This is a genomic window from Proteus sp. G2300, from assembly GCF_009915965.1.
Lineage (GTDB): Bacteria > Pseudomonadota > Gammaproteobacteria > Enterobacterales > Enterobacteriaceae > Proteus > Proteus vulgaris.
On the sequence record NZ_JAABNK010000005.1, the window covers coordinates 58,478 to 74,719 of the forward strand.

Annotated in this window: 15 protein-coding genes; 7 read left to right on the forward strand and 8 right to left on the reverse strand. The window is 37.8% G+C overall.

Annotation, left to right across the window (positions count from 1 at the left end; genetic code table 11):
* Nucleotides 1-66: 66 nt before the first annotated feature.
* Together GWI97_RS02645 and GWI97_RS02650 are read right to left on the reverse strand one after the other, a co-directional pair.
* Complete coding sequence (locus GWI97_RS02645) at nucleotides 67-1,371, reverse strand: SIR2 family protein (protein ID WP_036933062.1); 1,305 nt, start codon at nucleotides 1,369-1,371, stop codon at nucleotides 67-69.
* A complete protein-coding gene (locus tag GWI97_RS02650; protein WP_036933060.1) occupies nucleotides 1,364-2,275 on the reverse strand; it encodes a hypothetical protein in 912 nt (303 codons plus the stop codon). The genes GWI97_RS02645 and GWI97_RS02650 overlap by 8 nt, the downstream gene beginning before the upstream one ends.
* 301 nt (nucleotides 2,276-2,576) lie before the next feature.
* Here GWI97_RS02650 and GWI97_RS02655 point away from each other — a divergent pair, with 301 nt between their 5' ends.
* Entirely contained in the window at nucleotides 2,577-3,638 is a 1,062-nt protein-coding gene (locus GWI97_RS02655; RefSeq protein ID WP_161751829.1) for a DUF2157 domain-containing protein, read from the forward strand.
* A gap of 37 nt (nucleotides 3,639-3,675) precedes the next feature.
* Entirely contained in the window at nucleotides 3,676-3,924 is a 249-nt protein-coding gene (locus GWI97_RS02660) for a CPCC family cysteine-rich protein (protein ID WP_036933057.1), read from the forward strand.
* A gap of 26 nt (nucleotides 3,925-3,950) precedes the next feature.
* On the opposite strand, the gene degS is transcribed toward GWI97_RS02660, so the two are convergent.
* The 3 genes from degS to zapG all read right to left on the reverse strand — a co-directional run bounded on the left by degS (nucleotide 3,951) and on the right by zapG (nucleotide 7,256).
* Complete coding sequence (gene degS, locus GWI97_RS02665) at nucleotides 3,951-5,021, reverse strand: outer membrane-stress sensor serine endopeptidase DegS (RefSeq protein ID WP_036933056.1); 1,071 nt, start codon at nucleotides 5,019-5,021, stop codon at nucleotides 3,951-3,953.
* A gap of 208 nt (nucleotides 5,022-5,229) precedes the next feature.
* Entirely contained in the window at nucleotides 5,230-6,621 is a 1,392-nt protein-coding gene (degQ, locus tag GWI97_RS02670; RefSeq protein WP_036933055.1) for a serine endoprotease DegQ, read from the reverse strand.
* 230 nt (nucleotides 6,622-6,851) lie between these two features.
* Nucleotides 6,852-7,256, reverse strand: coding sequence for a Z-ring associated protein ZapG (gene zapG, locus GWI97_RS02675; RefSeq protein WP_036933053.1), 405 nt, complete (start codon nucleotides 7,254-7,256; stop codon nucleotides 6,852-6,854).
* Between the two features lie 203 nt (nucleotides 7,257-7,459).
* Here zapG and zapE point away from each other — a divergent pair, with 203 nt between their 5' ends.
* From zapE to sspB, 5 genes are all read left to right on the forward strand, one after another.
* The gene (gene zapE, locus GWI97_RS02680; RefSeq protein WP_036933051.1) at nucleotides 7,460-8,575 is read left to right on the forward strand and encodes a cell division protein ZapE; all 1,116 of its coding nucleotides are present in this window, start codon (nucleotides 7,460-7,462) and stop codon (nucleotides 8,573-8,575) included.
* Nucleotides 8,576-9,008: 433 nt separating this feature from the next.
* On the forward strand, nucleotides 9,009-9,437 hold the full coding sequence (gene rplM / locus GWI97_RS02685) for a 50S ribosomal protein L13 (protein WP_006535327.1): 429 nt from the start codon (nucleotides 9,009-9,011) through the stop codon (nucleotides 9,435-9,437).
* A gap of 15 nt (nucleotides 9,438-9,452) precedes the next feature.
* Nucleotides 9,453-9,845 carry a 30S ribosomal protein S9 gene (gene rpsI / locus GWI97_RS02690; RefSeq protein WP_004245284.1) on the forward strand — a complete coding sequence of 131 codons (393 nt, stop codon included), beginning with the start codon at nucleotides 9,453-9,455 and terminating at the stop codon, nucleotides 9,843-9,845.
* Nucleotides 9,846-10,501: 656 nt separating this feature from the next.
* Complete coding sequence (gene sspA / locus GWI97_RS02695) at nucleotides 10,502-11,143, forward strand: stringent starvation protein SspA (protein WP_023582862.1); 642 nt, start codon at nucleotides 10,502-10,504, stop codon at nucleotides 11,141-11,143.
* A gap of 6 nt (nucleotides 11,144-11,149) precedes the next feature.
* Nucleotides 11,150-11,659: a ClpXP protease specificity-enhancing factor gene (sspB, locus tag GWI97_RS02700; protein WP_036933048.1), complete on the forward strand. Its 510-nt coding sequence runs from the start codon at nucleotides 11,150-11,152 to the stop codon at nucleotides 11,657-11,659.
* A 116-nt stretch (nucleotides 11,660-11,775) separates the two neighbouring features.
* On the opposite strand, the gene GWI97_RS02705 is transcribed toward sspB, so the two are convergent.
* From GWI97_RS02705 to GWI97_RS02715, 3 genes are all read right to left on the reverse strand, one after another.
* Nucleotides 11,776-13,044, reverse strand: a complete 1,269-nt coding sequence (locus GWI97_RS02705; RefSeq protein ID WP_036933047.1) for an amidohydrolase — start codon at nucleotides 13,042-13,044, stop codon at nucleotides 11,776-11,778.
* Nucleotides 13,045-13,058: 14 nt separating this feature from the next.
* Complete coding sequence (gene dcuC / locus GWI97_RS02710; RefSeq protein ID WP_036933046.1) at nucleotides 13,059-14,333, reverse strand: C4-dicarboxylate transporter DcuC; 1,275 nt, start codon at nucleotides 14,331-14,333, stop codon at nucleotides 13,059-13,061.
* 505 nt (nucleotides 14,334-14,838) lie between these two features.
* Entirely contained in the window at nucleotides 14,839-16,236 is a 1,398-nt protein-coding gene (locus GWI97_RS02715; RefSeq protein WP_036933045.1) for an FAD-dependent oxidoreductase, read from the reverse strand.
* Nucleotides 16,237-16,242 lie beyond the last annotated feature (6 nt).

Genomic DNA, 16,242 nt, shown 5'->3' on the forward strand with positions numbered 1-16,242 from the left:
CCCTTTTTAGTTATTTTAAACCATAGTGCTTTTGGGGCGCTATGGTTTTTTATTAGTTTAAATTAATTATAGGTTTTTAACTAAATTAACAGCATCGTTATTACTAATATTCTCACGAACATAATTTTTTATCATAACTCTATTTGATACAATAAGAGACGGCCATTTATTTTCCCATGCACGATAAGCATGCCAAGAATATCCTATGGAATAATCTTTAGCCATGTGATCCATTGAATGAGATACCGCTTTAAGATATATATCTTCTAATGGAGTACTTTTTATTTCAATGATAGTTGCAAGATAGATTAGCCAATTTGCTAAATGAACATATTGTTCCCAAGCACTATTTTCACTCGTTAGTTTTATTTTTTCCTGTATTATTTTCTCTATCATGTTCATGGTTTTTTTATCTGTCACTTTAGCACCAAAGGCAGCTAATGATATTATTATTTCATAAAAACTATTTTCTACTCTTAAGAATTTCTCAGAGAAGCTATGATTTCCATGTAATACTTTCTTTATATTTTTTATTGAACTTTCAACAGTTTTTTCTACTTCTATTATTTTTGAATTTAAATTTTCAAAAAAATCATGAATATTTAAATCATCAATAACTCTAATACCATAGCAATGAAAATAGTATTCTTTTAAGTAGGGTTCTATTTTCTTTCTAGATACTAAAAACATGGAAGAACCAATAACATTTTCTCGTGAGAAATTTTTGTACTCATTAATAATTGCTTTTAGGTTAGTATCTCCAAGAGAATAGCCTAATATAACAATTGTATTTTCATAAATCATAGAGCTTATTTTTTTAGAAAAATAAGAGTTGTAGTTTATAAATTTAAAATAATCATCAGAAGTAACAACCATATTACTCGGTGAATCAATAGAACCATGTACGTGATAAATTTTTATTTTTGAAGACGATTTTGGAATTGGTAATCCAGGAGCAAGGGATTGGCAATGATCAATTGAAAGCATATTTTCAATCAATTTATCATAGTTTGTTGTTATTATTCTCAGAGAATTATTTTCCAAGAATTCTTCTATAGGTTCGTTATTTTTAGATAATTTGATATCTTTTATAATTTCTGCAATTTTCTCATGTAAATTTTTATCTCTTTTTTGATATTCAATATAAATAACTTGAGCCGCTTCCTCTAAACTTAATGGATTTTTACCATTATCAGGGAATAAAGATTGTTTTATCTTTTCTAAACCACTCAATTCATCACAGACTTTCTCAAGTAATTCTTGCCAACTAGGTACTTTATTTTTTGTTAATGCCTTTGAAAATCCAGTACCTGTAAACAAACATAGTCGATTAGTCACTGCTGAATAGGCTATTTCATATATTTCATTCATTTTTCTTGCCCCATTTTTTGTAATATAGGTAAGTTAAATCATCTAACTTGAAATTAATAAAATCACTACTATTCATTTTTACTGGTGGTAATTCACTGAATATAAATAAGTAGAGGGGTTGTGCTGGTTTAGAAAAAGCGATCTTATCTAGTTCTTGTCGAGATGTTCTCTTATATTCCGAACTATCGACAAGTCTCTCAGTAATAAAAAATGTTGGCTTACATTTTAAATTACCTGCTCGCATTTCATTATTAAAACGAACAAGGTAATAATTATCTATCCGTTTAATCCATGCCTTACCGAAGTACACTCGAGGCTCATCGACATACTCACTGAGATCTTTTTTATCATTAACATGAATGAAGAAGTCTCTTAAATGAATTTTTCCTTCAGCAGTATTTAGAAAGAAATTTTCTTTATTAATGAAAGCCTTAACTAGTCCAGATAAACGCTTTCTTGCATGGCGTGTTTTATTTATATTTTCTTCATCAACATCCTTTCTTTTTAAGCGTTTTTTTATACTATTCTCTTCTTCTGTGACAGGTATATCATGAATTTTAGTTTTATAAGGAGATGAGAGATCAAGTTCAACAGTATCATCTAGAATAAAAGGGAGTGCTTCAGGATCTTCATGTGTTTTCTTTATTTTACGAAATTCACTTTCTTCACTAATTCCTATTTTGCAGGCATCACTGTGTTCAGAAACAAATTTAAAATAAGGGATCCTTTTTCGTAATCGACTAGGTTTATCAAGATTGGCACATGTTACTTGGGCGTGACAATCAGGTTCAGTACATTCAAAAAGATGTTTTGATGTTATTCTGTTTTCTGAGAATAATTTATCGGCTTCTTCTGCTGTGATATCTCTATTTAATTCAAGACTTTTAGCTAATTCTATTTTCATTGAATGCCTCTTTTATACTTTCTTAAATAATACATATCACAGGGTTTCTAAAATTTCTTCTGGGGAGTTTAGATTTGTGCTCTATGTGATAATAAATAACTATTTAGGACTATTAACCTATAAGATAGACAAGAGAAATATAATAATTATCTATTATTTCTTTCATTATAATGTGACGTGTTTATTATTTTTAATGGTAGCAATCAGATGATTCATAAGGTATTTCTTTCGTAGCAAGATACAGTAAGAAAAATAAACTTGTGCTGGATAAATCCCTATGAGCTAAAAGAAAGGAACAAGTATGCAAGTAACAAGGAAACAAGAGCGTCTTATTCGCCAAGCATTGAATGAGTGGCAACAATCTGGTGAGATTTCAGAACAAGCACATCGACAGCTCGAAAGTACATTACAATGTATCCCATTTGATTGGAAAAGAGTGAGCCGTTACGCGTTTTGGATAGCAATTGTGTGCTTGATGATTGCTGTTGGCAGTGTCTTTAGTGATAGTGCATTAGTTTATTATCTTATTGAGCTTTTTAGTATTTCTGAAATTATGAGAGTCATATCGCCAGCGCTTATTGCTTCAGTACTCTATTTTTGGGGATTTAAGCGCCAACGTAAAGAAACACAATGGCATTACAGTACTGAATTTATTCTTTTTTTAGGTGTGATGTTTACTGCTATTTTTCTTTGGCAACTTGGTGAATTACTGGATACAGGAAGTGGCCACATTGCACCTCTTTTCTTAATAGGTTGTGTGATTTATGGTGTGATTGGTTTTATAAGCCGTTCATCGTTGGTGTGGTTATTTTTCTTATTGGTGTTAGGGAATTGGTTTGGCGCTGAAACGGGGTATATGTCAGGATGGGGCGCTTATTGGTTAGGGATGAACTATCCTATCCGCTTTGTCTTTTTTGGTGCTGTATTACTAGCAGGATGCTATTTTCTGCAAAATGTATTGGTGTATCGTCGCTTGTTTACGATGACAAAAATAATGGGACTTACTTATCTCTTTATTGCGTTATGGATAATGTCTATTTTCGGCAATTACGATCCTGATACTTGGTATCGTACTTCAAGTGTGAATTTGTTACCTTGGGCACTGTTATTTGGTGTTGTTTCCGTTATTTGTATCTATATCAGTCTTAAAACCGATGATGGCATGTTAAGAGGTTTTGGCCTGACATTCCTTGGTATTAACCTTTATACACGTTTTTTTGAATATTTCTGGGATAGCTTACACAGTGCGATTTTCTTCTTTATTTTAGCTATTTCACTGATTTTAATTGGACGAAAAGCTGAAAAAATTTGGCATACTGTTGAAAATAATTTGCTCACGAGCAAATCGAATAAAAGCGAATAAAACGCCGCTTTATTTGTTGTTGCTATAGGAGATTACTTTGATAGAGAAACGCAGTTGTCACCTTCCACTCGAAGTGAGTTGTGTTGCTTGTCATTATTTTGTCTTTAAAGATAAAGATGAGGCATTTTTTGAGATCTGCCCAGTTTGTGGTTGGCAAAATGATGGTACTAAAGAAGGAGAATATAGCGGTTGTAATCACAGCACGTTAGATGATTATCGTAAGACAGAAAGCTTTCAAGAAAGTTGCTTACAAAGTGCGACGTTTTATATGAAATCTCCCTATTAGCGGGTTATAGGGAGATTATGTGTGAGTTACGATTCTGGTTGATATTCAGAAATAGTCACATCAACATTGAGTTCATTACCCTCACGTAATAACGTAACAGGTAATACTGTGCCGGGACGGGTTTCTGCAATATAGTCCATCATTTCCATGGCAGAAGTGGCGGGAGCATGGTTGATGCTAAGAATAATATCACCTGTTTTTATACCCGCTTTATCTGCTGGACTATTGGGGGAAATCCGAAAAATACGTAGCCCTTGGATTTGTTTAATGTCTGTATTTGATGAGCGAATTCTGGGTAATTCTTTTGCTGTTATACCAATAAAACCTCGAATAACACGACCATCACGAATAAGTTTATTCATGATTTTTACAGCCAATTCGGTTGGAATAGCAAAGCCTAAGCCTTCAGCACTTGGGCGATATCCATTGTAGGTTCCTGAGTCAAACGTCATGGTATTAATACCCACAAGTTCGCCCTCTGTATTAATAAGTGCTCCACCTGAGTTGCCTTCATTAATTGAGGCGTCTGTTTGTAGAAAGTTTTGGTAACGTGTTGGGCTTAACCCCACTCGGCCTGTTGCACTAATTATCCCTTGGGTAATTGTTTGTCCAATATTAAATGGATTACCAATTGCGAGTACAACATCACCAACATGAGAAATTCGTTTACTGTTAATAGGGATTGTTGGGAGTTTATCAGCATCAATTTTTAATACGGCCAGATCAGTTAAAGGATCGGAGCCAACTAGTGAACCTTCATAAAGATCACCATTTTGTAATGCGACAATAATCTGATCAGCATTATTAATAACATGTTGATTTGTCAGAATATAGCCTCGCCCATCCATGATAACGCCTGCGCCTAAAGAGGTCAGTTCACGGCCTTCTTGAGAAAAGCTTCCCATCGTACTGCTATAAACATTGACGACCGCAGGTGCTGCACGTCGTACTGCTGTGTTGTAGCTAAAAGGAGCATTAAGAAAATCACCATTGAGTAGGTGTTCAATAAAAATAGGGCGAATCGAAGGGACTGCAATCAAAAGAATTGCTGCTGTTAAGAGGCCAATCAATGTCGATCGCAGTAACTTAGTTAACATAAAAATCCTGTATTTATGTCTGACCATGAGATTATTTGCGTAAGGAAGATGAGAATAGCATAGTTTAACTTATGAAAGCATTGCTTAGCGCATAAAATCCTCTTTTAAGCCAATGGCTCTTATTGAAAATGCACATAAAAAAAAGCCCTATAATCAAAAATATAGGGCTAAGGAAATCAATAAATTAGATAGGTGAAAAGCTTACTTCTTAACGCGGTGTATTACGTAACAGCAGATAAATTTCATCATTACCACGCTGAATGTTTAATGCCAGAACGGGAGGTTTAGCATCAATGGCTTTACGTAAATCGCCTAATGATGCAATTGGGGTGTTATTGATACCAATAATCAGGTCGCCTTTCTGTAAACCAGATGCAGCCGCTGCTGAATCTTTTTCTACCGAATCGACGGAAACTGCTTTCACTTTTTTGTTTAAGTAATTACTTAATGTGGCACCTTGTAGTGCAGGAGAAAAGTTGTCTGCGCGTGTTGCATCAGCAGATTGTTTCTCTAATGTCACTTTAACATCCATTGGTTTACCTTGACGGATTAAGCCAATCAGGATTTCCTTACCCGGAGGGGTTGTACCGACTTTAGCTCTTAACTCAGCGAAGCTATTGATTCGTTTTCCATCAACAGAAATTAAAACGTCACCGGGTTTAATACCTGCTTTTGCTGCGGAGGAGTCAGGTAAAACTTCACTAACGAAAGCACCACGTTGTGCATCAATATTAAAGGATTTCGCTAAATCAGAATTCATTTCTGTACCGCGAATACCTAAGATGCCACGTTTAACTTCGCCATGAGAAATAAGCTGTTGGCTAAGATCACGAGCCATATTACTAGGGATAGCAAAGCCAATACCAATATTACCGCCTCCAGGTGCAAGAATGGCTGTATTAATTCCGATTAATTCACCATTTAAGTTAACTAACGCACCACCAGAGTTACCTCGGTTGATAGAAGCATCTGTTTGAATAAAGTTCTCTAAACCTTCAAGGTTTAAGCCACTACGGCCTAAGGCGGAAATAATACCAGATGTTGCTGTTTGACCTAAACCGAATGGGTTACCGACGGCAACAGCAAAGTCACCAACACGCAATTGGTCTGAGTCTGCCATTTTGATCGCCGTTAAATTGGTCGGTTTTTCAATTTGCAGTAAGGCGATATCTGTTTGTGGATCGCTCCCAATTAATTTTGCGTTAAATTCGCGACCATCATTAATTTGCAGTTGAATTTTATCTGCACCCTCAACAACATGATTATTCGTTAAGACATAACCTTTTTGTGCATCAATAATGACGCCTGAGCCTAGGCCTTCAAAAGGGCGAATGCTCTGTTGTTGTGATGGAAAATTAGGGCCAAAGAAGAATTTAAACTCTTCTGGCACTTGTTGGTTTTGTACCCGTGTCCCTGAAACATGCACACTGACAACGGCTGGTAGCACTTTTTCTAACATAGGTGCAAGGCTTGGGAGTTGCTCTCCTGATGGCATTACAGCCGGTAATGCCGCCATGCTGGTGGCTGGGATGGTTGAGAGTGAAAGTCCGACACTCATTGCTAATGCACTAAGTAATAATTTTCTTTTTTTAGTCAACATGAATTAGAGTCTCTTGATACAGTTATCAAAATAAAATTTATTGCCCAAAATGAGCGCGATGTCACTAAGACCTGTACTGACAAAGGAAAGTTCATTAAGACATGATGTGCTTTGCTTCCTTTTACATGGATTTACAAGACAAAAGCTATCTTTAAAACCATAGCAAATAATCGCCTTTTTATGATGTTTAATCGAAAGAGAAACGCCACAAGAAATGTGGCGTTTTAATATTAATTATCTTTTTTGTCTGTAGGTCTGAACAATCCGGATGCTCCTTCGGAGTAATCACGAGGTGGCATTTTTATTGGGGATTGATCATTAGCTGCTTCAGATTCACTTAATCGGTAATTAAATGGGTTATCTTGAGCGGGCATATCTGGCATAAGCTCATTAGAACTTTTTGCCATATGTTGGTAAAGCTGACGGTAATCTCTCGCCATATTATCTAATAGTTCAGCGCTTCTAGCAAAGTGGCTGACAAGCTCATTGCGATAAGTGTCCAATTCTTCTTTTTTTGTATCTAACTCTGCTTTGATAGCATCTTGTTGGCGAAGGGTACTGTTACCGTAACGCATTGCGAGTGCGCCGATAATAAGACCTACAACTAATCCAATCAGTGCATAAACCCAAACCATGGCAACTCCTTTTCATCTAATAGTGAGGACGATGGATTCTTATAACATCATAACCGCTAAAAGGCATGGGTGGAATAATATCCTTAAGCTTAATATGAAATTCCTGTGTTACGTTGATGTTAAAACAATTCTTAATGCTTATAATAGGGGCATTCGACAGACACAAATCAGTATGTCAGAAAATTAAGGATAAGAGGGCATTCATGACAGTTAGTACGCCATTATCACTTTATGAAGCCGCATTGATGCAAGGTGATTATCAACCTGATGATGTTCAGCGAAAAACGGTTCTTCATCTTCAACAGATATACCATGCATTATTAAAAGAGACCCCACCAGAAAAAAATTCGTTAGCACAGCGATTATTCGGGCGAATTCGTACAAAAAAACAGGTTACTGCACCAGAACGTGGTTTATATATGTGGGGCGGTGTGGGGCGAGGTAAAACATGGCTGATGGATATGTTTTATCAAAGTTTACCGACAGAGCGAAAACTACGACTCCATTTTCATCGCTTTATGCTACGCGTTCAAGATGAGTTAAAACGCTTACAAGGACAGGAAAATCCGTTAGAAATTATTGCTGATGGTTTTAAAGCACAAACGGATGTGCTTTGTTTTGATGAGTTTTTTGTTTCTGATATTACCGACGCCATGATCTTAGGCACGTTGCTGGAGGCCTTATTTGCTAGAGGCATCACACTGGTAGCAACATCGAATATTCCTCCTGATGAGCTTTATCGCAACGGGTTACAGCGTTCTCGTTTTTTACCCGCAATAGAACAAATTAAACATCATTGCGATATTTTAAATGTTGATGCGGGTATCGATTATCGCTTAAGAACGTTAACGCAAGCACATCTTTTTTTATTCCCACTAAGTGATAAAAACCGCCAAGAGATGGAGAGGATTTTTTCGCATTTAGCAACCAATGAACCACAAACTGATTGTATTTTAACAATTAATCATCGGCCAATGAAGGTCAGAAAAGTCGCTAACGGTGTATTGGCAGTTAATTTCGCAACTTTATGTATGGAGGCGCGAAGTCAGCTTGATTACATCGAACTTTCTCAGCATTATCACACCGTTTTATTACATGAAATGACGCAAATGAATGCATTAAATGAAGATGTTGCTCGCCGATTTTTAGCTTTAGTTGATGAATTTTATGAACGTAAAGTGAAACTGATTATTAATGCTGATGTGGAAATGAATGCAATTTACCAAGGTGATTTTTTACGATTTGAATATCAGCGTTGCCTCTCTCGTTTGCAGGAAATGCAAAGTGAAGCGTATTTAGTGCAACCTCATCTCGCTTAATATTTAATTCTTGAAGAAAGTCATCTTTCATTATGATAGGATGGCGCAGGTTAAGTTGCTTGATATTTTTTCTATGAAAATAAAGAACATTAGGCAGCTTACAAACGCTCTGGAAAGGAACAATTCTTCTCTTCAGGTAGCAAGAATTTATCAGTCAAATCAGAAAAAAGTGCCAGATTTGTTTTTTTCGCTGAAATATTGAAAAAGAATTCAATTGTTTTTCAATTATGACTCGATTTTTTTTTCTGACTTCTCTATAATCTTGCGACCCCACGTTGCAGCAAGTTTTTTATTTCCCAAAAAACTCGCATTTTAGAGTCAGCAGTGCTACTCGAAGGGGTAGGTTTGCTGGACACAAGAGTCGTGTGAACCTCAATAGTATTTGAACCGAGCGTTCACCAACGTGTAACTAAACATTGGGTAATTTTCAATAATGAAAACTTTTACAGCTAAACCAGAAACCGTAAAACGCGACTGGTATGTTGTTGATGCAGACGGCAAAACTTTAGGCCGTTTAGCAACTGAAATTGCTAGCCGTTTACGCGGTAAGCACAAAGCGGAATACACTCCGCACGTTGATACTGGTGACTACATCATCGTTTTAAACGCTGAGAAAGTAGCCGTAACAGGTCACAAACGTACTGACAAAGTTTATTACCGTCATACGGGTCACGTAGGTGGTATCAAACAAGCGACTTTCGAAGAGATGATCGCCCGTAGTCCTGAGCGTGTAATCGAAATCGCGGTAAAAGGCATGCTGCCAAAAGGGCCACTGGGTCGTGCGATGTATCGTAAACTGAAAGTTTACGCAGGATCTGAGCACAACCACGCGGCACAACAACCGCAAGTTCTGGACATTTAATCGGGATAATAGGCAATGGCTGATAATCAATACTACGGCACAGGTCGCCGCAAAAGTTCTTCCGCACGTGTCTTCATTAAGCCAGGTAGCGGTAATATCGTAATCAACAAACGTAGCCTAGAAGTTTACTTCGGCCGCGAAACAGCACGTATGGTTGTTCGTCAACCGCTGGAATTAGTTGATATGCTGGGTAAATTAGATTTATACATCACTGTTAAAGGTGGTGGTATTTCTGGTCAAGCTGGCGCGATCCGTCACGGTATCACTCGTGCACTGATGGAATATGATGAGACTCTACGTTCTGATCTGCGTAAAGCTGGTTTCGTTACCCGTGATGCGCGTTCTGTTGAACGTAAGAAAGTGGGTCTGCGTAAAGCACGTCGTCGTCCACAGTTCTCTAAACGTTAATTTGTTATCTTTTAGATATCAATTTGATGTTGAAAACCCGTCTTCACAGGCGGGTTTTTTATTTTTGGCTGATTTATGTTTATTAATAGTAAAAACATAATGTTATTAATGCATGATGCAAATACTCATAAAACAGGTTTTATATAAGATACTGACAGTATTAAAAAATCTATTTTTTAGATATTATCGCTAAATTATTTTATTTTTTGATATTATAATCTTACTTTTAAGGTATCATGGCATATTGTTTTGAATTATTTGCATTAGCCCCCCTAAGTAACATGAATTCTGATAGAATAGCGAGCTTTGGTGTCTTTCTTTCTATTATTTCATTATGTTGTCAATGGGTGTATTGATAGTAATGCCCGTGATTAATTTGAAAGCCATACCAAAATTATTATGACAATGATGATTGTTGAATGATTATTTTGGTATTACTTGATAATGATATGTGCCGCAAAGACAGGTGAGTTTTTAACCCTGTAAAATATGATTATCCCACGATAACACTGTTATACAGGTAGTTGCCCAATGCAGTTAATAACTTAAATGTTTATTTAGGTTTACTGCGTTTGTGTGCTTGTCTTTTAGGAATGGGGAAATGGAAAAGGCATTGTGCCAATTCATTTCTTTAATTGATTAACTTGGAGGTTTTCATGGCTGTCGCTGCCAACAAACGTTCGGTAATGACTTTGTTTTCCGGTCCGACTGATATTTTCAGCCATCAGGTCAGAATTGTCCTAGCGGAGAAAGGTGTCAGTGTTGAAATTGAACAGGTTGAAGCTGGTAATCTTCCACAGGATCTTATCGATCTGAATCCTTACCAAAGTGTGCCGACTTTGGTCGATCGTGAGCTGACTCTGTATGATTCACGCATCATCATGGAATATCTTGATGAACGCTTCCCTCATCCTCCTTTAATGCCTGTTTATCCTGTTGCTCGTGGTAGCAGCCGTTTAATGATGCATCGCATCGAGCATGATTGGTATTCTTTAATGAACACCATCGAGAAAGGAACAGAACAACAAGCCAATGCTGCTCGTAAACAGTTGGCTGAAGAGCTACTGGCTGTATCGCCTGTATTTAAAGAGTATCCTTACTTTATGAGTGAAGAATTCAGCTTAGTAGATTGCTACCTTGCTCCGCTCCTATGGCGTTTACCTGTATTAGGCGTGGATTTAAGTGGTGCAGGCGCTAAAGACGTACAAATTTATATGCAACGTGTTTTTGAGCGCGATTCTTTTCTTGCCTCATTAACCGAAGCAGAGCGTGAGATGCGCTTACCTTCAAGAGGGTAATAAAGTATGGAGATTATGGACATGTCTCCGCGTCGTCCGCATTTATTACGTGCGCATTATGACTGGATCATTGAAAACGAATTAACACCACATTTAGTTGTTGATGTGAATATTGAAGGTGTTCAAGTTCCAATGGAATATGCGCATGATGGTCAAATTGTACTAAATATTTCATCTCGTGCAGTAGATAACTTAGAGTTAACGCCGTATCAGGTTTTATTTAGTGCAAGTTTTGGTGGCATACCTCGTAAAGTGCGAGTGCCAATGGCTGCTGTTATGGCTATTTATGCGAGAGAAAACGGCGCGGGAATGATGTTTGAGCCAGAGCCAGCTTATGAATCTGGTGCATCATTGCAATTTGCTGAAGATGAAAGTGAAGAACGTACTTTAACGCCAGTTAATGAAGGCTTATCACTCGTCACTGATGAAACAGTAGAAACTGATATATCTTCACCGGATGATGATCCTGAGCCACCTCGCCCAACAGGCCGTCCAGCATTGCGTGTTGTGAAATAAGCGATTATTTTATCAATAACAATAAAAAGCTCAGTTCAAGTAAACTGAGCTTTTTTTATGTATAAAAAAACGCCCTATATTACTATAGGGCGTTTGAATATCTCATTGAATAAACGTTATTTCAGTAGTTCTTCTAAACAACCAGTATAAAGATTAACGGCAGTCATTAATTGTTTTTCATCGAAATCAAAGCCTGCTTGGTGGTGACCTGCCGTTCTATCAGCACCAACAACGAAGTATAGTGATTTACCACCACAACGTTGCACGCGTTTTGCTAATACAGTCGCATCTTCACTTCCCCCAAACGGGCGAGTGGCAACAGCTGTTAATTCAGGATGTTTACCAACGACTTTAGTCATGACATCAATCAGTTCTTGGTCATTTGTTAGGTCAACGGCTTCACCCATAATTTCGCTTTCCATTTCTAACTGGAAGCTATGCGCTGCACCTTCAGCCATACGTACTGCATTGGCAGCCATAAAGCTGTTGATCTCTTCATTTTCACCACGAACTTCGATTTGCATTTCGGCATTAGCCGGGGTGACGTTACGGCCTTCACCGGCTTTTAATACACCGATGTTGATACGTGACATCCCTTTCCCATGGCGAGAAATCCCCAGCATTTGTGTTGCTGCATGGCAAGCACCCGCTAATGCATTACGACCAAGTTCAGGCTCTGCCCCTGCGTGAGATGGCGCACCTTTAAAACGGAAGTCATATTTTGTGGTACACAAGAAATGTGTAGGGTTAATCACGATTTCGCCACTGTTTGCAATAAAGCCTAAGTGGGCACCTAAGAAGTAATCCGCATCATCAGCGATACCACTTTCCGCCATCGCACGAGCACCACGAACACCTTCTTCTGCTGGTTGGAATAAGATTTTAACTTTACCAACGACTTTATCTTTATTCTCAACAAGCCAGTGAGCTACACCTAAACCGATAGAAATGTGTCCGTCATGGCCACATGCGTGCATTTCACCCGCGTGACAAGAAGCAAAGTTCTCAGCATGAGGGCGGTGTTTAGTTTCTGTTGCTTCGTTAACACCCACACAGTCAATATCAAAACGAAGTGCTACGGTTGGGCCTGCTTTACCACTGTCAAAGATAGCGACACAACCTGTTAGTTCTTTCATTTCATCAAGCAGAGCTTCATCAACTTTATGCTCTCTTGCAACGGCTAAACCTTTCTCAACGACTTGGCGACGACGACCAAACGCGAACTCTTGGTTGATAACATCAGGGCCAACTTTAACATCTAAACCTAAACTACGTAATTCTTTGACGATTTTTGCTGTAGTTAAAAATTCTGACCAACCAATTTCTGGGTATTGATGAAACTCACGACGCCATTTTATTAATTTTTCAAGTGTAATTGCTGACATATTCATTTCTCCACTTATAACATGAATAACGCAACAGCGATGACTGCGATAATCATGCCTGGTGCAGTACGTTTTGCGATTTCCATAGGGTTAATGTTTGCAAGGCCAGCACAAACAATCGCCGCACCTGCCAGTGGTGACATAGTACGACCTAACGCGCCAGATAATGCCGCTGCCATACCCATATCAGGGATTTCATAACCGAATTGTGCAGCATGAGGTGTTACTGTTTCGTTGAATGCGAATGCTGCTGCGTCACCAGAGCCTGTGATAATACCCATTAAGAATGGCCCTAAAGTACCACCCCAGCGAGCAAATTCAGGAGAATGAGTTAAGAAGTTGATGAACGCGTCGATTAAACCAGATGCTTTCAGACCAGCTGCGAATACTGCAGCTGCAATGATGATACCTAATACATCACCATAAGCATTACCCATACCTTTAAAGAACTCTTTTGTAATTTGAGCCGGGTTAGTTAATGTGATGAACAGGGCATAGATAGAACCGATTAACATTGCTGCAGGTACTGACAATTTGAAAGTGCTAAATGTTTCAAAGAATGGCAGAACTAACAGGATTAATGGAATAAAAGGTGCTGTTGCGTATAAATAGTTAGGGCGAATAGCTTCTGGTGTTGCTTGTGCTGATGAAGAAGACGTATCACTGGCAACAGAAGCCATTTTGAACTCTTTTTTCACTAAAGCAACAACCGCGAGTGAAACCGCAGCAATACCACCAGCCATTAAGCTGTATGGGCTATGGCGAGCGATTAAATCAACCACTTCCATATTTGCCATGTTAGCAACGAAGGCATTATGCGACATACCTGGGCTTAACATTGAACCGATAGTACCACATAACACTGCACCACCAGCGATAGCCGGGTGAATACGTGCTGCGATTAATAATGGAATGAGTGTTGCACCTACCGCAGCCGCACAACCTGCTGCTGATGGGATTGCGATATTAATAAAGTATGTTACGACAACAGTGGCTGGAATAAGGAAGAAGCCCAGACGAGTCATTACTTTTGATAAAACATGAACCAGATGCATATCGCATTTGGTATATTTCATAACATAAGCAAAACCCATACTCGAACAGATTGCTTGAATTAATGATGAAGATACCATGCGCTCGCTAAATGCGGTAAGCGCATCTAATGGGCTCAGACTTAAAATACAGAGTAATAAGCCGGCACCAATTAGCACCATTCGGGTTTCATATTTTTTTATTAGCAAATAGACAGTTACAATAATAACGGCTACTGCTATCAGTTGCATCACCATAGTGATCCCCTAGTTAATTATGACAATATTATTAATTGTGAAAACGAACCTAACATCAATAAATTATATTTTTCTGTAAAGTTATTAGGTGACTCCATTATGAAGTTGGTAGATTGACAATATTTGATTGTTATCAAATTTAATAGTCGAAATAAAATCTATTTTTTTAGACTGTGATGTTATTAACAAATGCTGTAAAACCATTCCCATGAAAAGATGACGTAAAAGTTAAATAAAAAGAGATAAAGTAAAAAATACGAAAACAAATTATATTTACTATAGGTTAAGAGTGTTATTTTGATACAAAAAGAATATTTCTTTTCATCAAAATATTATTCAATCATTTTATATTAAATGGTAATGAGAATGATTTTTTAATGAGATATCTTGATGATCATTAAATGTTATTTATGGAAATAAAATATTAAGAAAATTATCCCACTTAAATTAAATGGGATAATTAACAAGAGAAATTGTTATTTTAATTATCAAAAAAAAATGATATTTAACAGGATAAATACTGCAAAATACCTTCTGCAGCCTCTCTTCCTTCGGCTATTGCTGTTACAACAAGATCAGAGCCTCGAACAATGTCTCCTCCTGCAAATACTTTAGGATTTGTTGTTTGATTTGGTATTTCTTGATTATCTGAAATAATAATTCTGCCTGAAGATGTATATTCAATATTATTTTCATCTAACCACGGATAATGCGCAGGTTTAAAGCCAAATGCGAGGATCACAGCATCGGCAGGCAATTCATGCTCACTGCCTTCAATAGGAATTAATGTTTTATCATTTTGGGTTTTAATAACGCGAATACCGACCACTTTATTTTGATTATCGACGGTAATATCGAGAGGTTGAAGGTTAAATAAAAATTCCCCCCCTTCTTCTTTGGCATTTTTTACTTCACGTTTTGAACCCGGCATATTGCTTTCATCACGGCGATACACACACGTTACTTTATTTGCTCCTTGTCGAATGGCCGTGCGGACACAATCCATTGCGGTATCACCTCCTCCTAATATCACCACATTTTTATTTTTAAGGTCGATATAAGGTGTTTGAGGATCTTCATCATAACCCATTAAATAACGTGTATTCCCAATTAAATAAGGTAGTGCGCTATAAACACCATTAGCATTTTCATTAGGAAAATGACCACTTAAACTGTGATATGTGCCCAATCCAAGAAATACCGCGTCATATTGTGTTATTAGGGTATTTAGGGAGACATCTTTGCCTATTTCCGTATTGAGGCAAAACTCGATACCCATTTCACTAAATAATTCGCGGCGTCGGATCATCAGTGATTTTTCGAGTTTAAAAGAAGGGATCCCAAAAGTAAGTAACCCTCCAATTTCTGGATGCTTATCATAAACAACGGGTTTCACACCTTGTCGAATAAGAACATCTGCACAAGCAAGACCAGCAGGACCCGCACCAATAATTGCGACTTTTTTATCGGTCATTGTGACCTGAGAGAGGTCGGGGCGCCATCCTTGGGCTAATGCAGTGTCATTGATGTAACGTTCAAGGTTGCCGATCGTCACCGCACCAAAATCATCATTAAGTGTACAGGCGCCTTCACAAAGTCTATCTTGAGGGCACACTCGACCACAAATTTCAGGCAAACTATTCGTTTGGTGAGAAAGTTCAGCCGCTTCAATTATGCGCCCTTCATTTGCTAGCTTTAGCCAGTTAGGGATGTAATTATGAACTGGGCATTTCCATTCACAATAAGGATTGCCACACCCTAAACAGCGATCAGCTTGTGCGGAGGCTTGTTGCGGTGAAAAGGCCTCATAGATTTCAACAAATTCGATTTTGCGAATAGCTAATGGTTTTTTGGTCGGCTCAACACGATTTAAGTCGATAAACTGATACACATTCTGACTCATAATATT